Source organism: Streptomyces sp. NPDC034049 (assembly GCF_055575575.1).
On sequence record NZ_JBVISJ010000013.1, the window covers coordinates 209,506 to 232,945 of the forward strand.

The window sequence follows — 23,440 nt, forward strand, 5'->3', positions numbered from 1 at the left end:
GGGCCGTAGGTCTCACAGCCGGGAGTACTCCAGGCGCACGGTCGTGGCGAGCCGGGCCAGGGCTTCCTCGGCGCCCTCGCGGTCGGTCTTGTCCAGGAGCGCGAGGGCGTCCGCGGCGGCCAGGCGCACCCGTTGGGGCACCTCGTCGAGGGCGGCCATGCGGTAGGCGATGGTGCGGCGGGCCTCGCGCTCCTCGGTACTGACCCCGCTCGGCCCGGTGCGGGGGAAGACGGCGGCCTCGTAGGCCGTCACATGGATGAGCACGCCGTGTGCGATGCCCTCCGCGTAGCCCCGCTGCCCGGCCTGCCGCTGGGCCATGGCGAAGTGCGCCATGGCCCGTCGCCGCACGATGAGCGAGCCCACCATGCCGACCAGCCCGGCGCACACCGCCGCCCCCAGGGCCACGGGGCCGCCGCCGATCAGCGCGCCGATGAGGGCGCCGCCCGCCATCAGCAGACAGGTGAGCCCGGTGGTCAGCATCAGCAACGCGCGCGCGGGAGTGAAGGAGGCCATGACGTGCAGTGTCTCAGCCTCGCCCGGGTGCGCGAGCGGTGGGCCGGTGGGGGAGCGGCGAGACGGTTCGTGCCGCCTCGTCGGTCGACGCCCGCGACGCCGGGCGGGCGCCCGCGCGGGCCCGGGGGGATCGCGGCGGGACGGTTCACCCCCTGAGCACCGTTTCGAGTGACCCGGCGACCGGGCCGCGCTTCCTCGGACGTCCGTCAACTACCCAGCGCGGTACGAAGATCAGGTGACTGCATAGGGTGGGGCCCGTGAGAAAGAGCGACACCGGTGCGGCAGTCGCGTGTCCGAGCGCGACCGAGGGGGAGACCACCGTCCGATGAACCAGATCCTGTACGCCGGGGCCATCGGCCTGTTCCTGACGCTGATCGGCACTCCGCTGCTGATCAAGCTGCTGGCCCGAAAGGGATACGGCCAGTTCATCCGCGACGACGGCCCGCGCGGCCACGCCGGCAAGCGCGGTACGCCCACCATGGGCGGTATCGCCTTCATCCTGGCCACCCTCGTCGCCTACGCCGCGACCAAGGTCATCACCGGGGAGAGTCCGACCTACCCCGGTTTCCTGGTGCTCTTCCTCATGGCGGGCATGGGCGTGGTCGGTTTCCTGGACGACTACATCAAGATCGTGAAGCGGCGGTCGCTGGGGCTGCGGGCCGGGGCCAAGATGGCCGGGCAGCTGATCGTCGGCATCGTGTTCGCCCTGCTCGCCATCCGGTTCGCTGACGAACGGGGCCAGACGGCGGCCTCCCTGAAGGTGTCGTTCGTCACCGACTTCGGCTGGACCATCGGGCCGGTGCTGTTCGTCGTCTGGGCCCTGTTCATGATCCTCGCCATGTCGAACGGGGTGAACCTGACCGACGGTCTGGACGGCCTCGCCACCGGCGCGTCGGTCATGGTCTTCGGCGGGTACACCTTCATCGGCCTGTGGCAGTTCCAGAACTCGTGCGCCAACGCCCTCGAACTCACCGACCCCGCCTCCTGCATAGAGGTGCGCGACCCGCTCGACCTCGCCGTCGTCGCGGCCGCGCTGATGGGTGCCTGCTTCGGGTTCCTGTGGTGGAACACCTCGCCCGCCAAGATCTTCATGGGCGACACCGGGTCCCTGGCACTCGGCGGCGCGCTCGCCGGTCTCGCCATCTGCTCCCGCACCGAACTGCTCATGGCCGTCCTCGGCGGGCTGTTCGTCCTGATCACCATGTCGGTGGTCATCCAGGTCGGCTCGTTCAAGCTGACCGGCAAGCGCGTCTTCCGGATGGCCCCGCTCCAGCACCACTTCGAACTCAAGGGCTGGTCCGAGGTTCTGGTCGTGGTCCGCTTCTGGACCATCCAGGGCATCTGCGTGATCGCCGGCCTCGGCTTGTTCTACGCGGGCTGGGCCGCGAGCTGACCGACCGACCCGGGGGGCCCGGCGGGCGCCAGCCGGAACACCACGTTGTGGCACGGCGGCCCCTCCGGGACGGGGTGGTCGTCGAAGTCGTCGCTCGGGTTCCGGGTCATGCCGAGGCGTCGCATCACGGCCTGGGAGCGGAGGTTGCCGGCCGTGGTCACCGCGAGGATCTCCGGGAGCCTCAGCTCCTCGAAGCCGAAGTCCACGACCGCCCGCCCGGCCTCGGTGGCGTAGCCGTGGCCCCACGCCGTACGCGCGAGCCGCCAGCCGGCCTCCACCCCGGAGAACGGCATGTCGTCCTCCACCGGATCGAGCCCGGCGAAGCCGATGAACCGTCCCGTGGACCGCACCTCCAGGGCCCACCACCCCCAGCCCCGCCGGCCGAGGTCCGCCTGGAAGCGGGCGGCGGACGCGTCGCTCTGCTCCCTGGTGAGGAGACCCGGGAAGTGTTCGCGGACTTCCGGGTCGGCGTTCATGGCCGCCCAGGGAGCGAGGTCGGACTCCCGCCAGTCGCGCAGGAGGAGGCGTTCGGTTCGTAGGTCGGGCATGGGGCGAACGTAACGCGACCGCGAGGCGGGGGGCGATCGAATATCCGGGGCGAGGACGCCGACCCGGACCCGGCGTGTACCGCGGGCACACCGTGGTTCACAGTCCGCCGCTCGCCCCCAGGTCGAGGCGTACCGCTCGCAGGTGGTCGGTCAGGGGGCCGAGGCCCACGTCCCTGCGGCGTTCGTCGACGGACTCGGGGTGGCGGATCGGGTAGGGGAAGAGGGTGCCGGGGTCGATGCGGGTGCCGTAGAACTGCGGCTGGCTCAGGGCGACGGCGCAGTGGTCGGCGATGTACGCGTGGTGCACGGCCGGGCAGCGGCCGTCCGCGACCGCCTCGGCGATCAGGTCGCGGCAGGCGAGCTGGAAGCCGAGGTCGGGGGAGTGCAGCAGGAGCATCAGGGCGGCCGTCGACGCGGGTTCACCGACCGACTCGGCGGTGGGCCACCCGTGGCGGGCGACGATCGCGCGCAGGGCCTCGCCGTTGCCGCTGTGGCACGCGGCGATACGCTCCCGGGCCCGTGCGGTGGGCGCGGACCGGGCCTCCCGGGCGAGCCGCCGTTCGTCCTCGGCCCGGCGGATCAGCTCGGCGGCGAGGACCCGCTCGCGGGGCGACCCGGTGCCGGGCGTGGGTTCCGAGACGGGTTCCATGGCCGGGGCGCCCTTCACACCGGCTCCCGGACGGCGAGCGAGAACCACACCTTCTTGCCCACGTCCCCCGTGTCCGGCGGCTCGGTGCCCCAGTCGTCGGCCAGCGCGGAGACGATGGACAGCCCTCGCCCGGACTCGGCGAACGAGGTCACCGCGCGAGCCCGGGGCGGCACGGGCGAGGGGTCGGCCAGTGTGACGCGCAGTTCGCGCCCGGAGCACTCGAGGACCACGGCGATGGTGTCGGCGGGGTCGGCGCTCGCGTGCCGGACCGCGTTGGCGAAGAGTTCGTCGGTGGCGAGGACCGCGTCGTCGACGATCGCGGACAGTTCCCAACGGGCGAGGTGCGCCGCCACCGTACGGCGCACTCCGGCGGCGCACGACGGGTGCGCGGGTACCGCCATCCGGAAGAGGCGGGGCCTCTCGACGGAGATCAAGGCAACCTCACCGCACCCGGGGGTCGTCCGGCCCCGCCGGACGGGGTGTCGTGGACGCTCCATCCGGGGTCGTGCGCAGTCGCGGCTGGGATCCGTCGGCGGGACCTGCCGACACTGACCGCCGTCATCGAGTTCCTCCACATCCTCGAAGGTGGTTCTCCTGGGGGTGCTGTTGTCGAAGACAACAGCACCGGGCACACAAAACACCAGGTGGTGGAGGGGTTGTGCAGGTGCGGGCGGGTAGTGGCGCCCGCTGTATAGGTTCCCCACCATGGTGAACGTCGACGAGAGCCCGGCCCCGCGGGAGCGGTACGTCCCCGCCGGGTGGCCCGGTATGCGGGGCAAGAGGGTGGTGGTCACCGGGGGCACCCGGGGGCTGGGCGAGGGGGTCGTACGGCTCCTGCTCGCCGAGGGGGCCGAGGTGGCGACCTGTGCGCGCCGGACGGCGGGGCTGACGGCATTGGGCGACTCCTTGACGGCGGAGGAACGGGCCAGGCTGTTCACCGACGCGCTCGACGTCACCGAGCTCGGACGGCTGGAGGACTTCGTCACTGCTGTGGCGAAACGCTTCGTCCCGGCGGGCCGCACAGGCGGTCTCGACGGGCTCGTCGCCTGTGTCGGCGGTTCCCGGGGCGGCGACGCGTTCGAGCAGGCGGACGGCGCCGACTGGGCGGCCACCTGGGAACTGAACGTCGGGCACGCCACCCGTCTCGTCCGCGCCGCGCTGCCGCACCTGCGCGCGGCCGGCGGCGGCTCGGTCGTGCTGATCGGTTCGGTCTCGGGCTGGAAGCCCGGTCCGCCCGCCCAGTACGGGGTCGCGAAGAGCGCCCTGGTCCAGCTGGCCGCCTCCCTGGCCCGTGAGCTGGGCCCGGACCGCGTCCGCGTCAACACCGTCTCGCCGGGTTCGATGCTGGTCCCGGGGCGCCGCTGGGACCGGATGCGCCGGGAGGAGCCGCGGGCGTACGAGGCGTTCGTCGGGGCGGAGTTGCCGACCGGTGCGCCCGTCACCCCGCACGAGGTGGCCCGTACGGTGGTGTTCCTGCTCTCCGACTGGGCGACCGGTGTCTCCGGCGCCCACCTGCCGGTGGACCGGGCCCAGAACGCGCCCTCGCCGGACGGCTACTGAGGCGGCTGTCCGCCGCGGCACTGCCACCTCAGGCGGCCGCCCCCAGCACCACACGCGACCGGCGTTCGAAGTCCTGTACGAGGGGTTCGTGGCGGCGGGACGCCAGTCGGCCCCGGAAGTCGCGGAGGGCCTGGATGGACCGCTCGCTGTGCACACCGCTGAGCGCTTCGAGCGCGTCCGAGGCAGTGGCGACGGCCTCGTCGAGGCGGTTCTGCTGGAGGTGGGCCGTCGCGAGCACGGAACGGCTGATGGCCTGGCGTCGGCGGCGGTCGGCGTGGGCCCGCACCGACGCGCCGGCCGTGTGCTCGGCCTGCGCGGCGAGGCCCAGGTCACGGAAGCAGAGCGCGGACTCGGCCTGGAGGTAGTGGTGGTCGAGGAACCGCACCCAGGGCGACTCCTCGGCGGCACCCCGGCTCGCGTCGAGCTGCTTCTCGGCGGCGCGCAGTGCCTCGGCGGTCTCGCGGGGCCGGCCCAGCGCCGCGTGGCCGCGCGCGGACATGGCGTGCAGCCGCATCAGACCGAGGGGGCTGCCCGAGTCCTTCGCGGTGGCGACCCCGGCCCGGGCCAGCGCCACACCCTCGTCGGGGCGGCCCAGACTGGTCGCCAGATGGGACAGCCCCGCCAGGATCTGCCCGCCCAGCACATGGTCGCGGCCCTCCGCACAGAGCCTGAGCCCCTGCGTCATGTACCGCTGGGCCAGGCCGTACTCCCCGGCGTCGTACGAGCTCCAGCCCGCCATGGCGGCCAGCCGGGCGGCGGCGGCGAACAGCTCGCGGCGGTGGTGCGGGGTGAGACCGCGCTGCTGGAGCAGGGGGATCACCTCGGTGGTGAGGTACTGCACGATGCTCGTGCGGATCCCGCCTCCCCCGTAGTGATTGTCCATCTCGTCGAACATGCGGAGCATCGCGTGGACCTGCTCCACCGGCCCGCCCCCCGACACCGCCGCGAGCCGGGGCGCGTCACGGCTCTCCACCAGCCAGAGCAGCCAGGCGCGTTGGGGGTTCGTCAGGGCACCCGGCACGAACGGCACCGCACCGAGCAGACTGCGGCGCGCGATGTCGGTGGAGCCCAGCTCGGCCAGGGTGTGGAGGGTCTCGGCCACGTTCTCGACGTACATCAGCGCCCGTCCCGTCACCGGCCGTCCGCGGTCGAGCGGAAAACCGAGGTCGGCCGGAGTGAGCGCGCGGCCCAGCCGTTCGCCGAGGACCGCGGCGATCAACTCCGGTGTGTTTCCGCGTGGTTGCTGGCCCTGGAGCCAACGGGTGACGGAGGCCTTGTCGTAGTTGGTGTCCGCGCCCTGACAGCGGCCCAGTTCATTGACCCGCAGGGCGAGGGACGCGTACGAGCAGCCCGCCTCCTTCAGAGCTGTGGCCAGCGGCTTGTTGGGCCCGCCGGCCCCTTTGACCGGGCTCCTTGGTAATCCGTTCGTCACGGCGGCCATCCAGGTGTCGCATCGTGTCGGCGCGCGGCTTGACCCCTGCCCGCCGTGGCGCCAACTCCTGGGCGGGCCGGAGGAGTTCGAAAGGACCTCGCGCAGCGTGTGCGGTAGGTCACTCGATCACTATGGTGGCCGAACGGCTCAGCCCGCAACCTGCGTTCTGATAATTTCAGAATGAACCGCGAGGACCTGTCCGTGTCAACGGATCGCGTGGCACACTGCACGCTGTGAATCCCGCCCCGGGAGGTTGCCCGTGAGTGAGACCCGCGTCGGAGGGAGCGCTCCCGCGGCGCCCACCGTCCTGCGCATGGTCCTCGGCAGACGGCTCCGCCAGCTGCGGGAGCGGGCCGGCGTCTCCTTCGAGGAAGCCGCCCGCGCCATCGAGGTCACCGCACTGACGGTCCGCCGTATGGAGAAGGCCGAGGTCGGCCTCCGCATCCCCTACGTGAAGGAGCTGCTGCGCACCTACGGGGTCTCAGGCAAGGAGATCGAGGACTTCCTCTCCCTCGCCCGCGAGGCCAACCAGCCCGGCTGGTGGCACAAGTTCCGCGACGTGCTGCCCGAGTGGTTCAGCGCATACGTGAGCCTGGAGAGCGAAGCCGCTGTCATCCGGCTCTACGAACCCCAGTACGTGCCGGGCCTGTTGCAGACCCACGACTACGCGGCCGCCCTCATCCGGGTCGGCTTCCCCAACGCGAGCCCCGAGGAGGTGGATCGGCACGTCGCCCTGCGCCTGAGACGCCAGGACCTGCTGGTCAAACCCGAGGCACCGGCCATCTGGGCCATCCTCGACGAGACCGTGCTGCGCCGGCCGGTGGGCGGCCCGGAGGTCATGCGGGAGCAGATCGACCGGCTCGTCGAGGCGACGGAACGGCCCAAGGTCAGGATCCAGATCATGCGGTTCGCGGCCGGACCCCACCCCGGGGCGTACGGCCCCTTCCACTACTTCCGGTTCGGCTTCTCCGAACTCCCCGACATCGTCTACACCGAGGGTCTCGCGGGCGCCCAGTACGTCGACCAGCCCGTGGACGTCGTGACCTATCTGGAGGTCCTGGACCGGATGTCCGTGCAGGCGGAACCGGTGGCTCGGACCAGGGACATCCTGGCGGCACTACGCAAGGAGTTGTGACACATGGCAAGGACACCCGACGGCCCCGTCCCGAGCGGCCTGCCCGCTCCCGAACTAGGCGCCGAGGGCTGGCGCAAGCCCTGGAGCGGTACGAACGGCGGTTCCTGTGTGGAGGCCAAGCGGCTGCCCGACGGCCGGGTCGCGTTCCGGCAGTCCACCGATCCGGAGGGGCCGGCCCTCATCTACTCGCGGGAGGAGATGGTGGCGTTCCTGGAGGGGGCGAAGGCGGGGGAGGCGGACTTTCTGATCGCCTGAGGGCTCGGGAGTTCGGGTGCGTCGGCGGGTGCGGGTGTGTGGGGGCTTCTCGCGCCCACGCGGCGGAGCCGCATGTCGACACAGCCCCGCGCCCCTGAAAAGCGGGGCTGCGCCCCTGCTTTTCACGGCCGACCGGCAGGCGCCGCCCGGACCACTACGCCCGCACAACCGGACAACCCCCGCGCGCACTCCCGTCACCTCCCGGCCCCGCCCAGACTGGGGGCACCTCCGGGCCGGGAGTCGGTCCCGGGAGGCCGACACCCGCCGCGTACCCCCGAAGGGAAGGGATGACAGCGTCCCCCGCCCCCGCCCTCACCCGGTACCGCACCCTGATCGTCGAGGGACACGAGGGGCACGGCCGGACCCGTCTGGTCGCCGAGCTGGCCCATCTCGGGTTCGCGGTCCGGCGGCTGCCGTCCGCCCTGCACCACCTGGACCCCGCCCTGCCCTGCCGTGAACTCCTCGCCGGGCCCGGACGCCTGGCCGTCGACGGCAACCTCATCGCGGAACTCGTCCACGGCCCGCTGCGCCGGGGCCGCTCCCGGATCACCTGGATCCAGGCCCTGGACCTCGCCGACGCCGTGGCCGAACGCGACGGAGCGATGCTCCACCTGACCACGTCCTCGGTCACCGAGGCGGCCACCGCCTACGCCCGGGTGTTCCGTACCCTCGCCCAGCACGTACCCGTGCTGACTCTCGATGTCGGCGAGCCTGGCGGCCCCATCCGTGCGCCCGCTGCTCGCTCGCACCAACTCTGGGGTGAAGCAGGTCAGTTGACGATAGGTTAGCGACGACCACGCGATGTGAGGCAGGAGAGTCCCCATGGCAGAAGGCCACCCCACCCCCGATCAGGAAGCCCTGTCGAAGATCGACACCACGGTGCCCCACTCGGCCCGTATCTGGAACTACTGGATGGGCGGCAAGGACAACTACGAGGTGGACCGTGAGGCGGGCGACGCCTACCGCGAGATCGCCCCCAACATCGAGACGATGGCCCGCGCCTCCCGCGTCTACCTCATCCGCACGGTCACCTTCGTGGCCCGCGAGCGCGGGATCCGCCAGTTCCTCGACATCGGCACCGGCCTCCCGACGTACGACAACACCCATCAGGTCGCCCAGAAGGTGGCCCCCGAGTCCCGCATCGTCTACGTCGACAACGACCCGCTCGTCCTGCGGCACGCGCAGGCCCTGCTCACCAGCACCCCCGAAGGGGTCACCGACTACGTCGACGCCGACCTGCACGATCCGGACACCATCCTCGAGGCCGCCGGCAAGATCCTCGACTTCGACAAGCCGGTCGCCCTGATGCTGATGGGCATCCTCGGCCACATCCAGGACTACGAGGAGGCCAAGGAGATCGTCCGCCGCCTCCAGGCCGCCCTGCCGTCCGGCAGCTACTTCGTCCACTACGACAGCACGGACACCGACGCCGAACTCAAGCGCGCCCAGGACGGCTACGACGACACCGGCGCCGTCCCCTACGTCCTGCGCAGCCCCCGCCAGCTCCACGCCTACTACGAGGGCCTGGAACTGCTGGAGCCGGGCATCGTCTCCTGCCCGCTGTGGCGCCCCGAACCGGGCACCGCTCCGGAGCCGACGGACGTGTACGGGGGAGTGGCCTACAAGGCGTAGCGGCACCGGTCGGCGCGCTCGGGGACGGGCGGCCGGGCCGGGCGACACCGGAGGGCGCGGAAACGGTCGTGTAGTCCGGGGCACTTCGGGTAGGCCCCCCGCATGACCGGCCCCGCCGACTTCGACCGGCAGGTTCTCGACGCGGTGGAGAACCTGGTGCCGCTCTGGTTCTCGGCAGTGGAGGAGGTCGTCCCGAGACTGTCCCCGAGACAGATACTGGCGCTCCGCGCGGCGCGCGGCGTGCCCGAGCTGAACCTGACCGGTCTGGCGGAGCGGCTCGGGGTCGGTCTGCCCACCGCCAGCCGGCTCTGCGACCGCCTCGAAGCGGCCGACCTGCTGCGCAGGAGCGTCCGGCTCGACGACCGGCGCGAGGTCCGCCTGGTGGTGACCGAACGCGGACACCGGCTCCTCGCGGACGTCACCGAACGCCTGTCGGCACGGCTCGGCGACGCCCTGGCGGCGCTGTCACCCGCCGAACGGGCCCGGGTGGAGCAGGTGTTGCGGACCCTGGGGGGAAGCGTCAGTTGAGGTGCGCCGTGACGCGTCCCGCGGCACTGTGCACATGGCAGAGCAGCAGACAGACGTCGTCCTCGTGCTCCTCGTCCAGCAAGGGGGCGAGCAACTGGTCGGCCGACTCCTGGAGATCCCCGTCCAGCGTCGCGGGCGGCAGTCCGCCGAGCGCCGTGGCCAGCTGTTCGATGCCCGGGTCGATCCCCAGGGCACGTCGCTCCACCAGCCCGTCGGTGTAGAGCGCCAGGGTCGAGCCGGGCGGCAGCGGTTCGGTGTGGTCGGCGATCTCCTGGTGCAGCGGGATGCCGAGCATCGCGCCGGGCTTGGCGTCCAGGATCCGCACACCCCCGTCGGGCGAGCGCAGCACCGGCGGCGGATGGCCGGCGGCGGCCCAGGTGAGGGTGGGTTCGTGCGGATGGAACCGGGCGATGACGGCCGTGGCGTACAGGTCGGGCTGGAGATGGTGCAGGAACAGATGGAGATGGGTGAGGAGCTGGCCGGGGGTCTTGCCGTCGACCGCGTACGCGCGCAGCGCGGTCCGTAGCTGGCTCATCATCACCGCCGCGTGCAGACCGTGTCCGGTGACGTCGCCGATCACGGTGATCAGGCTGCCGTCGGGCTGCCGGAAGGCGTCGTACCAGTCGCCGCCGATGTTCAGGCCCCGGGTGGCCGGCAGATAGCGCGCGGCCAGCCGTAGCCCCGGCGTGGTGGGCAGCTCGGTGAGCAGGGCCCGTTGCAGGGTCTCGGCGATGTCGCGGTTGTGCTCGAAACGCCGGGCGTTCTCCAGCGCCACCCCCGCCCGTCGGGCCAGCTCGATCAGCATGAAGACGTCGTCGGCGTCCCAGCGCTCGTCGTCGGGCGGCGACAGCGTCAGTACGCCCAGGGGCGCGCCCCGCGTCACCAGGGGCACGCACAGCAGCGGCCGGGTGGGGTCGAGCGCCGAGGGCGGATGGTCGTCGACCCCGGGCAGCTCGCCGGGATGGTCGGCGGCGTACTGGGGCCGCCCGCGGCGCGCCGCGACGACGGCGGCGGCCGGACGCGGACCGCCACCGGCCACCTCGCCCTCCCCGTCGAACAGCCATACGTCGGCGCTGCCGGCGTACCGGGGCACCAGCAGGGACGGCAGCAGCCGCACGATCGCGTCCGGGTTGAGCGACGCGGTCAGGGCGGCGCTGGCGTCGGCGAGCAGGGTGAGCCGGCCGCGCGCGTTCTCGGCCTCCTTGCGGGCCTGCTGCTCGGCGGCGAACAGCTCGCGCTGCGCCCGCCCGGCCGCGTCCAGCTCGGCGTGCAGGGCGAGGACGCCCTGGTTGGTCTGGTGCAGTTCCTCGCGGTGGAAGGCGACCAGCGCCTCCTGCTCGTCGAGCTTCTCCAGCAGCAGTGCCGCGTCCTCGTCGGCTCCGAACAGGGCCTCCGCGAGCGTCGTCGGATCACCGGCCACATGCTCGCTGTCCGGCAGCCGCGCCTCCTCCGAGCAGGCGACCGTCAGCCGCCACGGCTGCCGGTACTCGCCCGGCCGCCCGTGGGCCGACGTCACCTCGACCAGGAACCGGCAGCCACCTGGCCGCGCCGTGACGGCCCGCGCGGTCAGCAGCCACGCGCCGCCCTTGGTCAGACACTGCCGCAGCTGAGCCGAGAGCGTGGACACCAGCCGCGCCCGGTCGGTCGGCGACACACCGTGCGCGGTGGCCAGCCGCGCGGTGGCGATACGCGCCCGGGCGGCGTCGGTGACGGAACGGACGGTCCAGGTACGGGTCATGGGAGGCGGTCCGGCGGGGAGGGGCTCAGTACGGCGACGGTGGTGTCGTCGCGGACCGGCCGGGCGGGGCTGCTCGCGTCGCGCACGATCACGGCGGCGATCACAGCGGGGTCGAGGGAGGGGCTGTGGGCGGCGGGACCCGGGCTCCAACGGCTGGGCAGACCGTCGCTGTGCAGCACGAGCAGACGGTCGTCCCCCCAGTCCACCTCGTGCTGCGGAAGACGCGCGGCCCGGTGGGCGCCGACTATGCCCGGCCGGGACAGCAACGGCTGCCAGTCCGCCCCGGTGCGTAGCCTGGCCCCGATGTTGCCGACCCCCGAGAACAGCAACCGACCTGCGGCGACGTCGAGTTGGGCGACGGCGACGGCCGCGCCCCGGGTGTCGCGCAGTGCGCCCTCCAGCCGACGCAGCAACTGGGCCGGGGGCAGCTCGGGAGCCCGGTACAGCTGCTCCACGGCCGCCGAGGAGGCCCGGGCCGCCGCCGGGCCGTGGCCCAGCCCGTCGGCCAGCATCAGCGTGGTGAGGTCGCCCGCCCGCACCCAGGCCCAGGCGTCGCCGGAGAACTCCGCGCCGGCGAAGGGGACGTTGACACCGCCTGCCCGCACGCCCGGGACGGGGGAGGCCTGAGCAGGCCGGCGCACCCGCCGGGAGCCGAGCCGGGCCAGGGCGATGGTGCCCCGGCCGACCGTGCTGTGCAGGTCGAAGTCGTCGGCGACCCGGCGGCAGGTGCCGAGGCCCGCGCCGAGCGACGACGTCGTCGAGAAACCGTCGCGCAGCGCGCCCGCGACGTCGCGCACCCCCGGTCCGTGGTCGATCGCCACGATCTGCACCATGGGGGCCGCGCCGTCCGCCCGGCCCGGGTCGGGGCGGGAGACGACGTCCAGCAGTATCAGCCCGCCGCCGGCGTGCTTGAGCAGGTTGGTCGCCAGCTCGGTGGCCACCAGCGCGCAGCCCGCGGCGCGGCCCGCGTCCAGCCCGGCCCGCGCCGCGGCCGCCTCGGCGGCCACCCGGGCGTCGCGCACCCGGGTGGAGTCGTGCACCGGCACCTCCCAGACCCGTGGCATCAGCGCTCCTCGCGGGGGCGCGGCGCGCCCGACAGCCAGGACGTGACCGTCACCGTGGTGCCCGACCCCGCCCGGCTGTCGATGCTGAACTCGTGGACGAGTCGCCGGGCGCCGCCCAGCCCCATCCCCAGCCCCTCGCCGGAGGTGTAGCCGTCGAGGAGGGCCTGGTCGAGGTCGGCGATACCGGGCCCCTCGTCGCTGAACGTCAGCCGCAGTCCTCGTGCGCCGCCCCGGTCCACCGGGGCGCACTCCATCTGGCCCCCGCCGCCGTGGACCAGGGTGTTGCGGGCCAGCTCGCTGGCCGCGGTGACCAGTTTGGTCTGGTCGACCAGACCGAAACCGAGCTGGGCGGCCGCCTGCCGCACATGCTGACGTACCCACACCAGATCGAGATCCGAGTGGATCGGCAGGCAGGCGGAGATGCCGCCGGCGGTCTGCATCACGGACTCTCCTGGCGGGCGTGGACGCGGCGGGGGAAGGTCGGGTCCGGTTCGCCGAGGAGGCGCAGCGCGTCCTCGGTGCTGAGCGCGGTGCGCAGTCCCGGCAGGGTCAGACCGAGCTCCACCAGCGTGATCGCCACGGCCGGACGCATCCCGGCGACGACCGTCCCGGCGGCGAGCAGGCTCGTCTGGGCGGCGATGTCGCCGAGCACCCTGCCGAGGAAGGAGTCGACCATCTCCACTCCGGAGAGGTCGATCACCACACCCGTGGCGCCACTGCGCGCGACCGTGTCGCTGATGTCCTGCTGGAGCTGCTCCGCCGCCCCGTCGTGCAGATCGCCCTGGAGCGACACCAGGAGGACCTGGCCGAGTTTGAGCACGGGGACGGGCGCCCCGTACGAGGACGGGCCGCCGTGTGCGGCGAAGAGATCGCCGCTCACCTGTGCCCCGAACCGGCGCCGTCGCGGGACACGATGTCCGTGCCCAGCTGCCCGAGCGCGTAGGCCAGGGCGTCCGCCAGACCCGTGCGGGTCAGCACCGAGCTGAGGTCGATGCCCAGATGGACGATGGTCTGCGCGATCGGCGGCCGGATGCCGGAGACGATGCACTCGGCGCCCATCAGCCGGGCCGCCGCCACGGTCTTCATCAGGTGCTGCGCCACCAGCGAGTCGACGGTCGGCACGCCGGTGATGTCCAGGATGGCGAAGCGGGCGTGCTGCTCGACGATGGAGTCCAGGAGCCGCTCCATCACCACCTGGCTGCGGGCGCTGTCCAGCGTGCCGATGAGCGGGACGGCGACGATGCCCTCCCACAGTTTGATCACCGGGGTGGCGACCTCCATCAGCTGCAGCCGCTGCCGGTGGATGAGCTCCTCGCCCTCGTTGAGCGCCGTCTCCAGCACCACCAGGCGCAGGGTGCCCATCAGCACCGTCAGGGTCGTGGTGCACTCCCGCAGATGCGCCGCGGGCGCCGCGGCGAACTCGGCCAGCAGCAGCTCGGTCACGGGCGGCCGCAGCGCGTCCACCTCAGCGGAGATCTGGGTGACCGTGGAGCCGGCCCGCGCCCGGGCGGCGGCTGTCCGCGCCAGCTGCTCCCGGACGACGTGAAAGCCGCCGGCCTCCGCGTCCTCCACGCTCTCCGCGGCGGCCACGGCGGCGAGCGCGTCCACCACGGCCCGGCCCGCCTCCACCGCCTCGTCGCGGGAGTGGGTGAAGACGGTGCGGAACAGCGCGGCGTCGGCCCAGCGCTGTGCGATCTGTTCCTGGCGGTCGCGCAGGAAGCGCGCCACCTCCTGCGTCGGTGTCAACTGCTGGTCTGCCGTGTCCTGTTCCGGCACGGGTCTCTCCTCACTCGCTGGTGCGCCTCCCCGCTCCGGGGAACGACTGCTGGGCTGGTTCATCGGTGCGACCGGTCGGCACCCCCTCGGCCGAACCAGTCGAGACAGACCACGAGCGCGTCGTCGTCCGCCACGGGTGTGCCGCGGTGACCGGAGAGCTCCCTGAGCACCGCGCCGGGGACGTCGGCGGCGGGCAGCAGCCGGGTGGCGTTGATCGCCCGGGCCAGTGCCCGTTCCCCGTACGTCTCCCCGCCGGGTGTGGCGACGGAGTACACCCCGTCGCTGACGAAGACCAGCCGGTCGCCCGGTTCGAGCCGCAACTCCTGGGCGAGGTAGTCGGTCTCCTCGAACATGCCCAGCGGCAGCTGTGCCTCCAGGTCGACGGCGGTGACGCTCCGGTCGCGCAGCAGCAGCATCCGGGGCGAGCCCGCGTCGACGATCTCCAGGTGTCCGGTGGCCAGGTCCAGATCCAGCAGCAGCACCGACAGGTGCTGGGCCCCGCCGTACTGGGCGTGCACGGCCTGGTCGGCGAGGGCGGCCTGCTCGGCGATGGGGACGCCGGCCCGGCGGGCGTTGCGCAGCGCGTTGATCCCCAGCTGGGTCAGCAGGGAGGCCTCGATGCCCTCGCCCATGCCGTTGGTGACGTACAGCATCAGGTGGTCGGCGTCGGCGGACCAGTCGAAGTTGTCGCCGAAGATGGCGTAGGCGGGCTCCAGTTGGCCGCCGAGCGCGTAGTCGGCGCGGGTGGAGGAGCGGCCCGGCAGCAGCTGCCACTGCATCTCCGCCGCCAGGGTCAGCCGGCTGGAGCGGCGCGCCCGGAGGTACACGTCGGTGTCCCGCTCCGCGACGATCAGCTCGTGTCCCAGCACCTGGGCGAGCTCGGTCAGCTCGGCGAGGCATTCCTCGGCGTGCGCGGCGGACGGCAGCGTCAGCCGCAGCACGCCCAGCCGGTCACCGCGCACGGTGACCGGCAGATGGAGCCGTACCCGGTCGTCACCGCGTTTCTCCACGTACGGCTCCTGCGCCCCGAACGCCCGGCCGGCCGGGCCGTCGTGCATGGGCAGGGAGTCCGGCGGGGCCGGGCGCGTGGACGCCGGCCGGAGCGCGGTGAGCGAGTAGTCGGCCAGGTAGAGCTCGACGTCACGGGCCGACCAGTCGTCGGCCAGTACGTCGCTCAGAGCGTCCACCAGGTGGTGCGGAGCAGCGGAGCGAAGGGCTCGCTCGGCTGCCACGAATCTGTTCACGATGTCGGATACGCCATTCTTGCCAGAGCTGACAGTGTTCGAGATGCCTGGAAGAGTGGTCCCGTGACTTCCTCCTCCAACCCGCGGCCGGTCGAGGTGGCGCGTGCGACCTCCGAGGCGGCAGAGCTGCTGGAAGTCGTGTGGGGACGCGCCTCGACGGCACCGGTGTCCGCCTCCCAGCTCCGTGTGCTGTTCATCCTGGAGCACAACGACGGGATCAACCTGCGGATGCTCGCCGACGCCCTCGGCTCCACACCGCCCTCCACCAGTCGGCTCTGTGACCGGCTGGAGGCCGTGGGCTTCGTCGAGCGCCACGCCAGCGAGGCCAGCAGGCGCGAGCTGTGTCTGCGGCTGAGCCGACGCGGGCGGTCGTACCTCGTGGACCTGCGTGCCCGGCGCGAACGCGCCCTGCGGTCCGTGCTGGAGCAGATGCCGGCCGCGAAGCGGACCGCGCTGGTGGAAGGGCTGGAGGCGTTCTGCGACGCCGCGGCGTCGCAGCTCCACGGTGGCGACGCCAACGACGCGCGGAGCGCCTGACCGCCGCCGACCCGGTTCCGGTCCGACAGCCTCATTCCAACCCTTTCCACACTCTCGGCCCCCGCCTTCACTCTGTTGCCTTCCGGCCATAGTTGTCAAACGACAACCATTGGCCATGGGTGTGTGCCGCCATGCCGGCGGATGATGCCAAGCGGCAGTGCCCGTCGGTGCGTTGGGGGCGACGGCTATTCCTGCGCGGGCGGTTGGTCCGGAAGCGGGGCGACCTGCCCGGAGTCCACGGCGGCCAGTGCCTCGTCCACGCTGTCCACCGTGGTCACGGTGAGGCTCACGCCGGTGAGGTCGAGTATCCGTCGTACGGCCGGAGCCGGAGCGATCACATACACACCGCCCGGAATCTTCCGCACCTCCTGATATGTCCGCAGGATGATGTTCATGCCGGACGAGTCCATGAAGGGAACGGCCGACACGTCCAGCAGGAAATGCCGTCGGCCGTGCCGCAGTTGGTTCGCCAGATGATGCTGCAGCTCGGTCGCCGTGTCGATGTCCAGTTCCCCTTCGATCGTGAGCAGCACGGCGTCGGCCCGGGGCAGATCGACCTTGATCGACAGGGGGTTGTGGGCAACGGACACGAGAGCCTCCCAAGGAGTGGCCGACCGGGGCGGGTGCCCCGGTTCAGGGATTCGACGCATCGCCCGGCGATGCGCCCGTGCGCATACCCGCGAATCGCGCGGGCACACGGGCCCCGATCAGGCCACTCCGGGTTCCAGCAGGCCCGCCCGCAGCCGCTTGATGATGCGGCTGATCAGCCGGGACACATGCATCTGGGACACCCCGAGCTGCTCGGCGATCTGCGACTGGGTCTGTTCCTCCACGAACCGCAGATGCAGGATCCGTCGCTCACGGTCGTCGAGTTCGGCGATCAGCGGCGCCAGCGAGTGGAAGTCCTCCACGAGCTGCATCGCGTGGTCCTCCTCGCCGATGAGGTCGCCGAGCACGGTGTCGCCGTCCTCGCCGCTGTCGGAGGTGAGCGCGGCGTCGAGGGAGGAGGTGTTGTAGCCGTTGGACGCCTTGCGCGCCTCGATGACCTCCTCCTCGGACAGCGACATCAGCTCCGACAGCTCACGGGTCGTCGGCATCCGGCCCAGCCGGGACTGCAACTCGTCCGTCGCCCGGGCCAGCTCCACCCGCGCCTCCTGCAACCGCCGCGGCACATGCACCGCCCAGCTGGTGTCCCGGAAGAACCGCTTGATCTCGCCGACGATGTACGGCACGGCGAACGTGGTGAACTCCACCTCCCGGGACAGCTCGAACCGGTCGATGGCCTTGATCAGCCCGATGGTCCCGACCTGGACGATGTCCTCCAGGGAGTCCTCGCGCCCGCGGAAGCGCGAGGCCGCGTACCGCACCAGCGAGAGATTCATCTCGATGAGCGTGTTGCGCACGTACTGATAGGTGTGGGTGCCCTCGTCCAACATGGCCAGCCGGTCGAAGAACTGCCGGGACATCTCCCGCGCATCCTTGGGCCTCACCTGCGACGGGTCCTCGATCAGGGGCAGGTTCACCCCGTCCGCCATGACCCTCCCCCGTGCCGTGGCCGTTGTACCTGCCGTCACGGCTGCCATGCTGTCCACCCCTCTCGCCCGAAGCCTTGTTGCCATCCCACGCTTGCCCCGCGAACGGCGAGTCAGTCCCCCGGATTCGGGAAAGGGACCGTGTCGCTCCCCACTCTGGCCGGAAGTCGCCACCGACCCGGGTGACGCGGATCACGGAACTGGCGATCCGTCACGGGGAATGCGCGCACGGTTGTTTGCCTCCCGGGTCGCGGGGCAATCGGAGTTCCACGCCTCCGTGCAGGAGGCCCGTCGGCGGAAGCGGTGTTCCGCGCAAGGGCCCTGGTCGCCCGCCACCGTTTCCCGCCGCAAGTCCCTGAAAGCGTCGTTCAGGAGCGATTTCCCATGCTGGTCAATGTGTCCGCAAACGGCTCAGCCGCCTCCGTCCGTCCCGGTACCCCCGACAGGAGGACGCACGACGACGCCCCCGACACCGCCACCGACTTCGCCCGCCTCGCGGCGATGGACGCGGGCCCCGAACGCGACCACGTCCGCGACGAACTCGTCCGGGCCTGGCTGCCCATGGCGCACCGTATCGCCGGCCGCTTCCGCAACCGCGGCGAGTCGCTGGAGGACCTGCGCCAGGTCGCCGCGATGGGCCTGGTCAAGGCGGTGGACCGCTACGAGCCCGAGCGGGGGGCGTTCGAGAGCTACGCCGTGCCCACCATCACCGGAGAGATCAAGAGGCACTTCCGCGACCGGATGTGGACGCTGCGCGTCCCCCGGCGGGTGCAGGACCTCCGCAACAAGGTGCGGGTGGCGCGGCGCGAACTCAGCCAGACCTCCGGAGGCGCCGCCGAGCCCTCCGTCGCCGACATCGCCGCCCTCGCGGGCCTCACCGAGGAAGAGGTCCACGCCGGGATGGAGGCGCTCGACAGCTTCAGCGCGCTCTCGCTGGACGCCGAGATGGCCTCCGGTGACGACGGCTACAGCCTCGCCGACACCCTCGGCGCCCCCGACGCGGCCTACGACACCGTCGTGGACCGTGAGTCGGTCAAGGAAGGGCTGCGCCGTCTGCCCGAACGCGAGCGGGCCATCCTCTACATGCGCTTCTTCGAGGACATGACCCAGAACCGCATCGCCGACCGCCTCGGCATCTCCCAGATGCATGTCTCCCGTCTCATCAGCCGCAGCTGCGCGCGCGTCCGCGACGAGGCCCTCGGCCGCACCACCCCCTCCGTCTGACAACCCCCCAGGAGCGAAACAGATGCTGATGCCCCACCCCGCGACCCTGCGCCGGCTCGTCGAGGAGTACGAGTCGGTCGTCGCCCACGAGGGCGAGCGAGGCGACCCGCAGAGCGCTCGCCGCGCGCAGGACCTGGCGTACACGTTGTGCGTGTCCACGGGCACCCGCGACGTCCGCCGGGCCCTGGACGCGGCCCGCGCCCAGCTCGCCGCCGCGCAGGCGACCGCGACCGCCGAGCTGTGCGGGAACGGGACGACACTCCCGGGAGATCTCGGCGGCCATGGTCCGGGCGGGAGCGGGTATGCGGCGCTTCATGAACAGTGATGACCCCAGCTGTCCCGAGCCGTCGACCCTGTGCCTGACATGACATCGATGGAACGCCAACCGCTCGTGCACCACGACACCGCTCCCGCGGACGGGCCCGCCGCCCGGCCGCCGGGACCGCCGGTCGCGATCACCACCGCCGCGGCGGCCCGCCGTCATGTGCGGGCGTTCGTGGGGGAGCGATGGCGTTCCCCGGCCGGGCCCCCGACCGATCAGTCGATGATCGATCTCATTCTCGTCGTCTCCGAACTGGTCACCAACGCGGTCCGGCACGGGGGCGGCATCGCCGGATTCGACGTCGCCCTCACCCCCGAGGGCGTGCGGCTCAGCGTGCGCGACCACAGCGCAGCCGTGCCCGTGGGGCTCCACGGGCCCGGCGCGCTGCCCCGCGCCCACGAGGGCAACGGCTACGGATGGCCGCTGATCAACCGGCTCTCCAGCAAGGTCGACGTCGTGCGCCGCGCGTCCGGCGGCAAGACCATCAGCGTGCTGGTGCCCCTGGCCTGAGGCCCCACCGGGGCCTCAGGCCAGAGCCGTCGCACGAGCTCTCCCGAGCGTTCTCACCAGGGCAGGAAGACGTGGACGTCCTTGCCGTGGTCGTGCACCACCACGCTCACCTCTTCGCACAGCGTCTGGATCAGATACCAGCCGATACCGCCGCCGCCCTTGCTGGGATGGAAGGGGCGCGGCGCGGGCGACATCGTGCTCGTGTCCCCCAGCGTCACATGCACCCCGTCCAGGGTGCGGCGCATCGTCAGCTCGAACCGCCCGGGGGCGTACTGCACCGCGTTGGCGGCCAGTTCCGTGACCACCAGCAGGATGTCGTCCCAGTGCTCGACAGCGGCCGGCGGCGAGGTGCGCGAGAGGACGCCCAGGAACCCCTCCGCGGCCGTACGCGCCCCCGTCACGTCGCCGAGTTCTCCGTCGAAGGCGGCGTGGCTGTCGTAAATCTCCTCGGCAGGCAGTTTGTCGTCCCTACGTGGCTCTGTTGACATCTCGTCGTCCCCGGCTCGGCTGCTTGAGGCGGACGCGATGGCGCGTTCCCCTCCGACGCTCGTGTTTCCCGTGCGGAGAGCCGTTACGCGTGCGAAAGCGTAGGGAAGTGTGGGGCCTTGGAGAAGACGGTGCCCTTCCCGGCCTCCCGGGCCGCGCCGGCGCTCTACCGTTCACCCGCCTCACCGTCCTCGGAGGGCGTGCGGAAGACCAACAGGGCGACGTCGTCGTCGTTGTCGACGGGACGGGCCCGCTCCAGCAGCAGGTCGCAGAACACGTGCAGGGGCCGGTGGACGAGGGCCGCCGCGTGCTGGCGCAGCCGGGCCAGGCCCCGGTCGAGGGGGTGCGCCGGGGACTCGATCAGACCGTCCGTGTACAGCACCAGCGTGGACTTCGGCGGCAACGGGGTGAGCGTGTCCGTGCGGGCCCGGATCAGCCCCGTGCCGAGCAGGTGGTCGTGCTCCTCGTCCAGGAAGCGGGACCTGCCGTCGTGGGTGATCAGCAGCGGCGGCGGATGCCCCGCATTGGTCCACCGCAGGGCCCATGTGTCGTCGGCGCGCTCGACGCGGCCGAAGATCAGCGTCGCCATGGACGCCTCGGTCACGTTCACCACGGCCCGGTCCAGCCGCTCCACGATCGAGCTCGGCGGCTCCTCCAACGCCCAGGCGTAGGCCCGGAGCATGTTGCGGACCTGCGCCATCCCGGCCGCCGCGTCGATGTTGTGTCCGACGACGTCGCCGATGGCCACCGCCGTGGCCCCGTCGGCGAGCGTGAACGCGTCGTACCAGTCGCCGCCGACCTGCGAGGACTTCGACGCCGACTCGTAGCGCGCGGCCATCCGCAGCCCCGGCACCTCCGGCATCTGGGGCAGCAGGTGGCGCTGCATGGTCTCCGCGATGTGCCGCTGCCGCTGGTACAGGCGCGCGTTCTCCAGCGCCAGCCCGGCCCGGCGGGCGATGTCGTCCAACAGGGACAGCTCGGCCTCGGTGAAGGCCCCCGGACGCTCGCTCAGGCCCAGCGTGAGCGCGCCGAGCACCGCGCGCGGCCCCCGGATGGGCGCGATGGCCGCCGAGCGCAGCCCCGCCTCCTTGAACAGTCGCTGCTGGGCGACCGTGATCCCCGAGTCCGCCGGCCCCTGATAGGTCTCCGGCCCGGCCAGCGTCGAGGCCGCCCCGCGCAGCGCCCGGGACAGCGGCATCAGCGACTCCTCGTGCACCGGCGGGAGCGGACCCTCCAACTCCTCGCGCCGCACCACCACGCCGTCGCGGTGGGTCGCCACCGTGGCCCGCCAGACGTCGTCGCTCTCGGTGATCAGGTCCACGATCGCCCAGTCCGCGAGCCGTGGCACCACCAGCCGCACCAGGCGGGCGACCGCCTCCTCGGCGTCCAGGGTCGAGCTCAGCCGGGTCGTCGTCTCGGCGAGCAGCGCCAGCCGGTCCAGCTGCGACAGCGCCGGCGACCCGCCGTCCGGGACGGCCAAGGTCTTCGGGGCGCACTCGTGGAAGAGCACCATCGCGCCGGCCGCGGTCCCGTCGAGCCGGCACGGGGTTACCAGCCAGGACACCGACAGCAGCGTGCTGTCGCCGCGCAGGAACCACTCCCGGTCCCCGCCGCCCGTACGGCCGCTGAGGAACACCTGCATCATCGCGCACGCCGCCCGCGGCACGGAGTGCCCGAGCTCGTCCCGGTGCAGCAGCTCGTGGGCGTCCTGCCCGAGGAGTCCGTCCGCCGGGCGGCCGAGCAGCTCGGCCGCCCGGGGATTCACCGCGACGACCAGGCCGTTGTCGTCCACCACGTACATACCGGCGTGCACGAGATCGGGCAGCCCGTCCGCAAGGCGCACCGTCCGGCCCGGCGACCGCCGTTCGGTGTGATCCGGACTCCACGCGCTCATGTTCGGTTTCCTCCGGCTCCGGCTTCGGTGCGGACAGGACGGCCGTCGACGTCGACGGACCGCTCCGCCGCGTGTGCTGCACGCATTACCCCGTCCCCGACGACCTACGCGCACGATGTCCCCGGCCGCAGGTGGGAGCGGGTGCCCGTGCCCCGGGCGCCGCCCCGTGCGAAGCACGGACCGCGACGCCCCGGACACGCTTCGCCCGCAGCGCGCCCGTCACGTCGCGGGCCGCGCGGGCGGACTGGCCTCCGGGGTCAGGCCTGGGTGTGCCGTACGCAGGCCGCGACGACCTCGCGCAGGCTACCCGTCCGGGCCATCACCTCGCGCTGCACCCGGGCCCCGTTGCCGCGCCCCGTCAGCTCGGCGACGGCGTCCCGGGCGAGGTCGGCGTCCCCGTGGTCGACCAGGGCGTCCTCGACGTGGTGGAGCAGCGAGCGGATCACGTCGAGCGCGGGCCGGGGGCGCATCGTGACGGGGTCCAGGAGGTTCTCCGACATCCCGGAGCGGGCGGCCCGCCAGGTGGCCAGCCGGAGCAGCCCCGCACTGTGGCCGAGCGGCTCCACACCGGCTCGCCACTCGCGGGCCGCGGTCTCCACGAGCCCCCGGGCGAGGGCCGCGACGAGGACCGCGGTGTCGGGGTGCAGACAGACGTCCGCGACCCGGATCTCCACGGTCGGATACCGCTGGGACAGCCGCGCGTCGAAGTAGATCATGCCCTCGTCGCGGACGACCCCCGTGGCGATCAGGTCCCTGACGCTTCGGTGGTACCGCTCCGCCGAGCCGAAGACGTCCGTCGGCCCGGCCATCGGCCACATGTCCCACACCTGGCTGCGATAGCTGGCGTACCGGCTGTCATGTCCCTGCCAGAAGGGGGAGTTCGCGCTCAGCGCCGTCAGCACGGAGAGCCACGGACGCATCCGGTCCAGGACGGCCACGCCCTCGTCGTCGGACTCGACGGACACATGAACATGGCAGCCGCAGACCAGCTGCACCTGCGTGTGCAGGCCGAACTCCCGCGCCATCCACCGGTACCGGCTGTTCACGGTGATCGTCGGACTCACCGGCAGCGGCGACGTCGCCAGCGCCACGACCGCGCTGCCGAGCCCCTCGGCGTGCCGGGCCGCGTCCTTGCGGCAGCGGACGATCTCGGCCCCCAGATCGGTCATCGAGGACTGCGGGTGCGTGGCGAACTCCACCTGCTCGTCGTGCAGCTCCTTCTCGAACACGTCCTGGTCCGTGCCCTCCAGCGCGGCCCGCGCGAGCACCGCCGCGGCCCGTGCCTGCGGCTCTCCGGTCTCCGGATCTACCAGGAGGAGTTCTTCTTCCACTCCGACCGTACGCACGTCATCGGGCCCTTCTGCCTAGGTGGTGAGAGCCGTGTGCCCGCGGACGGCGCCGGGACACCTCACCGGCCGGAGCGCCGACCGTGTCCGTGTACGCGGCGGCGGCCCGGGTACCCGTGCGG

At 72.4% G+C, this 23,440-nt stretch carries 27 protein-coding genes; 11 read left to right on the top strand and 16 right to left on the bottom strand.

The features are described 5' to 3' along the window. Positions 1-12: 12 nt before the first annotated feature. Positions 13-513: a hypothetical protein gene (locus ACZ52C_RS31745; protein ID WP_469077973.1), complete on the bottom strand. Its 501-nt coding sequence runs from the start codon at positions 511-513 to the stop codon at positions 13-15. A gap of 325 nt (positions 514-838) precedes the next feature. Here ACZ52C_RS31745 and mraY point away from each other — a divergent pair, with 325 nt between their 5' ends. Then, the gene (gene mraY, locus ACZ52C_RS31750; protein ID WP_469077974.1) at positions 839-1,906 is read left to right on the top strand and encodes a phospho-N-acetylmuramoyl-pentapeptide-transferase; all 1,068 of its coding nucleotides are present in this window, start codon (positions 839-841) and stop codon (positions 1,904-1,906) included. Here the strand turns inward: mraY and ACZ52C_RS31755 are convergent. The 3 genes from ACZ52C_RS31755 to ACZ52C_RS31765 all read right to left on the bottom strand — a co-directional run bounded on the left by ACZ52C_RS31755 (position 1,882) and on the right by ACZ52C_RS31765 (position 3,504). After that, positions 1,882-2,454: a GNAT family N-acetyltransferase gene (locus tag ACZ52C_RS31755; protein ID WP_469077975.1), complete on the bottom strand. Its 573-nt coding sequence runs from the start codon at positions 2,452-2,454 to the stop codon at positions 1,882-1,884. The two genes, mraY and ACZ52C_RS31755, sit on opposite strands and share 25 nt — an antisense overlap. 97 nt (positions 2,455-2,551) lie before the next feature. Beyond that, positions 2,552-3,103 (bottom strand): DUF6624 domain-containing protein, encoded by a 552-nt coding sequence (locus ACZ52C_RS31760; protein WP_469077976.1) that lies wholly within the window; start codon positions 3,101-3,103, stop codon positions 2,552-2,554. Between the two features lie 14 nt (positions 3,104-3,117). After that, positions 3,118-3,504, bottom strand: coding sequence for an ATP-binding protein (locus tag ACZ52C_RS31765; RefSeq protein WP_469077977.1), 387 nt, complete (start codon positions 3,502-3,504; stop codon positions 3,118-3,120). A 304-nt stretch (positions 3,505-3,808) separates the two neighbouring features. Here ACZ52C_RS31765 and ACZ52C_RS31770 point away from each other — a divergent pair, with 304 nt between their 5' ends. Further along, a complete protein-coding gene (locus ACZ52C_RS31770) occupies positions 3,809-4,663 on the top strand; it encodes an SDR family NAD(P)-dependent oxidoreductase (protein ID WP_469077978.1) in 855 nt (284 codons plus the stop codon). Positions 4,664-4,691: 28 nt separating this feature from the next. On the opposite strand, the gene ACZ52C_RS31775 is transcribed toward ACZ52C_RS31770, so the two are convergent. Continuing rightward, positions 4,692-6,104, bottom strand: a complete 1,413-nt coding sequence (locus tag ACZ52C_RS31775) for a hypothetical protein (protein WP_469077979.1) — start codon at positions 6,102-6,104, stop codon at positions 4,692-4,694. A 304-nt stretch (positions 6,105-6,408) separates the two neighbouring features. Here ACZ52C_RS31775 and ACZ52C_RS31780 point away from each other — a divergent pair, with 304 nt between their 5' ends. The 5 genes from ACZ52C_RS31780 to ACZ52C_RS31800 all read left to right on the top strand — a co-directional run bounded on the left by ACZ52C_RS31780 (position 6,409) and on the right by ACZ52C_RS31800 (position 9,645). Next, positions 6,409-7,230, top strand: a complete 822-nt coding sequence (locus tag ACZ52C_RS31780; protein ID WP_469078017.1) for a helix-turn-helix domain-containing protein — start codon at positions 6,409-6,411, stop codon at positions 7,228-7,230. A gap of 3 nt (positions 7,231-7,233) precedes the next feature. Further along, positions 7,234-7,485, top strand: coding sequence for a DUF397 domain-containing protein (locus ACZ52C_RS31785; RefSeq protein WP_086804512.1), 252 nt, complete (start codon positions 7,234-7,236; stop codon positions 7,483-7,485). Between the two features lie 287 nt (positions 7,486-7,772). Next, positions 7,773-8,273 (top strand): hypothetical protein, encoded by a 501-nt coding sequence (locus ACZ52C_RS31790; RefSeq protein WP_469077980.1) that lies wholly within the window; start codon positions 7,773-7,775, stop codon positions 8,271-8,273. A 34-nt stretch (positions 8,274-8,307) separates the two neighbouring features. Then, positions 8,308-9,117 (top strand): SAM-dependent methyltransferase, encoded by an 810-nt coding sequence (locus ACZ52C_RS31795; RefSeq protein WP_469077981.1) that lies wholly within the window; start codon positions 8,308-8,310, stop codon positions 9,115-9,117. A gap of 102 nt (positions 9,118-9,219) precedes the next feature. Next, positions 9,220-9,645 carry a MarR family winged helix-turn-helix transcriptional regulator gene (locus ACZ52C_RS31800; protein ID WP_469077982.1) on the top strand — a complete coding sequence of 142 codons (426 nt, stop codon included), beginning with the start codon at positions 9,220-9,222 and terminating at the stop codon, positions 9,643-9,645. On the opposite strand, the gene ACZ52C_RS31805 is transcribed toward ACZ52C_RS31800, so the two are convergent. Genes ACZ52C_RS31805 through ACZ52C_RS31830 form a run of 6 tightly spaced genes read right to left on the bottom strand, consistent with a single transcriptional unit; the run spans position 9,638 to position 15,467 of the window. After that, entirely contained in the window at positions 9,638-11,383 is a 1,746-nt protein-coding gene (locus ACZ52C_RS31805; RefSeq protein ID WP_469077983.1) for a PP2C family protein-serine/threonine phosphatase, read from the bottom strand. The two genes, ACZ52C_RS31800 and ACZ52C_RS31805, sit on opposite strands and share 8 nt — an antisense overlap. Next, entirely contained in the window at positions 11,380-12,447 is a 1,068-nt protein-coding gene (locus tag ACZ52C_RS31810; RefSeq protein ID WP_469077984.1) for a SpoIIE family protein phosphatase, read from the bottom strand. Before ACZ52C_RS31810 ends, ACZ52C_RS31805 begins: the two co-directional genes overlap by 4 nt. Beyond that, complete coding sequence (locus ACZ52C_RS31815; RefSeq protein ID WP_469078018.1) at positions 12,447-12,887, bottom strand: anti-sigma regulatory factor; 441 nt, start codon at positions 12,885-12,887, stop codon at positions 12,447-12,449. The genes ACZ52C_RS31810 and ACZ52C_RS31815 overlap by 1 nt, the downstream gene beginning before the upstream one ends. After that, entirely contained in the window at positions 12,887-13,327 is a 441-nt protein-coding gene (locus ACZ52C_RS31820) for an STAS domain-containing protein (protein WP_469077985.1), read from the bottom strand. The genes ACZ52C_RS31815 and ACZ52C_RS31820 overlap by 1 nt, the downstream gene beginning before the upstream one ends. Further along, positions 13,324-14,223, bottom strand: a complete 900-nt coding sequence (locus ACZ52C_RS31825) for an STAS domain-containing protein (RefSeq protein ID WP_469077986.1) — start codon at positions 14,221-14,223, stop codon at positions 13,324-13,326. The genes ACZ52C_RS31820 and ACZ52C_RS31825 overlap by 4 nt, the downstream gene beginning before the upstream one ends. Before the next feature lie 59 nt (positions 14,224-14,282). Then, entirely contained in the window at positions 14,283-15,467 is a 1,185-nt protein-coding gene (locus tag ACZ52C_RS31830) for a PP2C family protein-serine/threonine phosphatase (protein ID WP_469077987.1), read from the bottom strand. A 63-nt stretch (positions 15,468-15,530) separates the two neighbouring features. Between ACZ52C_RS31830 and ACZ52C_RS31835 the strand changes: the two genes are divergently transcribed. Further along, the gene (locus ACZ52C_RS31835; protein ID WP_469077988.1) at positions 15,531-16,004 is read left to right on the top strand and encodes a MarR family winged helix-turn-helix transcriptional regulator; all 474 of its coding nucleotides are present in this window, start codon (positions 15,531-15,533) and stop codon (positions 16,002-16,004) included. A 185-nt stretch (positions 16,005-16,189) separates the two neighbouring features. Here ACZ52C_RS31835 and ACZ52C_RS31840 read toward each other — a convergent pair whose 3' ends face one another. Both ACZ52C_RS31840 and ACZ52C_RS31845 read right to left on the bottom strand, forming a co-directional pair. Next, positions 16,190-16,594 carry an STAS domain-containing protein gene (locus ACZ52C_RS31840; RefSeq protein WP_469077989.1) on the bottom strand — a complete coding sequence of 135 codons (405 nt, stop codon included), beginning with the start codon at positions 16,592-16,594 and terminating at the stop codon, positions 16,190-16,192. Positions 16,595-16,711: 117 nt separating this feature from the next. Further along, positions 16,712-17,539 (bottom strand): RNA polymerase sigma factor SigF, encoded by an 828-nt coding sequence (locus tag ACZ52C_RS31845; protein ID WP_469078019.1) that lies wholly within the window; start codon positions 17,537-17,539, stop codon positions 16,712-16,714. A gap of 381 nt (positions 17,540-17,920) precedes the next feature. On the opposite strand from ACZ52C_RS31845, the gene ACZ52C_RS31850 reads away from it, so the two are divergent. The 3 genes from ACZ52C_RS31850 to ACZ52C_RS31860 are packed head-to-tail and all read left to right on the top strand — an operon-like array spanning position 17,921 to position 19,592. Continuing rightward, entirely contained in the window at positions 17,921-18,760 is an 840-nt protein-coding gene (locus tag ACZ52C_RS31850; RefSeq protein WP_469077990.1) for a SigB/SigF/SigG family RNA polymerase sigma factor, read from the top strand. Between the two features lie 22 nt (positions 18,761-18,782). Then, on the top strand, positions 18,783-19,085 hold the full coding sequence (locus tag ACZ52C_RS31855; protein WP_469077991.1) for a DUF5133 domain-containing protein: 303 nt from the start codon (positions 18,783-18,785) through the stop codon (positions 19,083-19,085). A gap of 48 nt (positions 19,086-19,133) precedes the next feature. Further along, positions 19,134-19,592, top strand: a complete 459-nt coding sequence (locus tag ACZ52C_RS31860) for an ATP-binding protein (RefSeq protein WP_469077992.1) — start codon at positions 19,134-19,136, stop codon at positions 19,590-19,592. Positions 19,593-19,645: 53 nt separating this feature from the next. On the opposite strand, the gene ACZ52C_RS31865 is transcribed toward ACZ52C_RS31860, so the two are convergent. The 3 genes from ACZ52C_RS31865 to ACZ52C_RS31875 all read right to left on the bottom strand — a co-directional run bounded on the left by ACZ52C_RS31865 (position 19,646) and on the right by ACZ52C_RS31875 (position 23,318). After that, positions 19,646-20,080, bottom strand: a complete 435-nt coding sequence (locus ACZ52C_RS31865) for an ATP-binding protein (RefSeq protein WP_469077993.1) — start codon at positions 20,078-20,080, stop codon at positions 19,646-19,648. A gap of 164 nt (positions 20,081-20,244) precedes the next feature. Then, on the bottom strand, positions 20,245-21,972 hold the full coding sequence (locus ACZ52C_RS31870; RefSeq protein WP_469077994.1) for a PP2C family protein-serine/threonine phosphatase: 1,728 nt from the start codon (positions 21,970-21,972) through the stop codon (positions 20,245-20,247). Positions 21,973-22,229: 257 nt separating this feature from the next. Further along, complete coding sequence (locus tag ACZ52C_RS31875) at positions 22,230-23,318, bottom strand: glutamate--cysteine ligase 2 (protein ID WP_469077995.1); 1,089 nt, start codon at positions 23,316-23,318, stop codon at positions 22,230-22,232. Positions 23,319-23,440: the final 122 nt, after the last annotated feature.

Bases quoted from the DNA above. Each gene is read 5' to 3' on its own strand.
- ACZ52C_RS31755 (WP_469077975.1), bottom strand. From the start codon at position 2,454: ATGCCCGACCTACGAACCGAACGCCTCCTCCTGCGCGACTGGCGGGAG.
- ACZ52C_RS31785 (WP_086804512.1), top strand. From the start codon at position 7,234: ATGGCAAGGACACCCGACGGCCCCGTCCCGAGCGGCCTGCCCGCTCCC.
- ACZ52C_RS31765 (WP_469077977.1), bottom strand. From the start codon at position 3,504: ATGGCGGTACCCGCGCACCCGTCGTGCGCCGCCGGAGTGCGCCGTACG.
- ACZ52C_RS31810 (WP_469077984.1), bottom strand. From the start codon at position 12,447: ATGCCACGGGTCTGGGAGGTGCCGGTGCACGACTCCACCCGGGTGCGC.
- ACZ52C_RS31745 (WP_469077973.1), bottom strand. From the start codon at position 513: ATGGCCTCCTTCACTCCCGCGCGCGCGTTGCTGATGCTGACCACCGGG.
- ACZ52C_RS31860 (WP_469077992.1), top strand. From the start codon at position 19,134: ATGGAACGCCAACCGCTCGTGCACCACGACACCGCTCCCGCGGACGGG.
- ACZ52C_RS31780 (WP_469078017.1), top strand. From the start codon at position 6,409: ATGGTCCTCGGCAGACGGCTCCGCCAGCTGCGGGAGCGGGCCGGCGTC.
- ACZ52C_RS31805 (WP_469077983.1), bottom strand. From the start codon at position 11,383: ATGACCCGTACCTGGACCGTCCGTTCCGTCACCGACGCCGCCCGGGCG.
- ACZ52C_RS31795 (WP_469077981.1), top strand. From the start codon at position 8,308: ATGGCAGAAGGCCACCCCACCCCCGATCAGGAAGCCCTGTCGAAGATC.
- mraY (WP_469077974.1), top strand. From the start codon at position 839: ATGAACCAGATCCTGTACGCCGGGGCCATCGGCCTGTTCCTGACGCTG.
- ACZ52C_RS31850 (WP_469077990.1), top strand. From the start codon at position 17,921: ATGCTGGTCAATGTGTCCGCAAACGGCTCAGCCGCCTCCGTCCGTCCC.
- ACZ52C_RS31790 (WP_469077980.1), top strand. From the start codon at position 7,773: ATGACAGCGTCCCCCGCCCCCGCCCTCACCCGGTACCGCACCCTGATC.
- ACZ52C_RS31815 (WP_469078018.1), bottom strand. From the start codon at position 12,887: ATGCAGACCGCCGGCGGCATCTCCGCCTGCCTGCCGATCCACTCGGAT.
- ACZ52C_RS31800 (WP_469077982.1), top strand. From the start codon at position 9,220: ATGACCGGCCCCGCCGACTTCGACCGGCAGGTTCTCGACGCGGTGGAG.
- ACZ52C_RS31870 (WP_469077994.1), bottom strand. From the start codon at position 21,972: ATGAGCGCGTGGAGTCCGGATCACACCGAACGGCGGTCGCCGGGCCGG.
- ACZ52C_RS31845 (WP_469078019.1), bottom strand. From the start codon at position 17,539: ATGGCGGACGGGGTGAACCTGCCCCTGATCGAGGACCCGTCGCAGGTG.
- ACZ52C_RS31865 (WP_469077993.1), bottom strand. From the start codon at position 20,080: ATGTCAACAGAGCCACGTAGGGACGACAAACTGCCTGCCGAGGAGATT.
- ACZ52C_RS31855 (WP_469077991.1), top strand. From the start codon at position 18,783: ATGCTGATGCCCCACCCCGCGACCCTGCGCCGGCTCGTCGAGGAGTAC.
- ACZ52C_RS31775 (WP_469077979.1), bottom strand. From the start codon at position 6,104: ATGGCCGCCGTGACGAACGGATTACCAAGGAGCCCGGTCAAAGGGGCC.
- ACZ52C_RS31770 (WP_469077978.1), top strand. From the start codon at position 3,809: ATGGTGAACGTCGACGAGAGCCCGGCCCCGCGGGAGCGGTACGTCCCC.
- ACZ52C_RS31760 (WP_469077976.1), bottom strand. From the start codon at position 3,103: ATGGAACCCGTCTCGGAACCCACGCCCGGCACCGGGTCGCCCCGCGAG.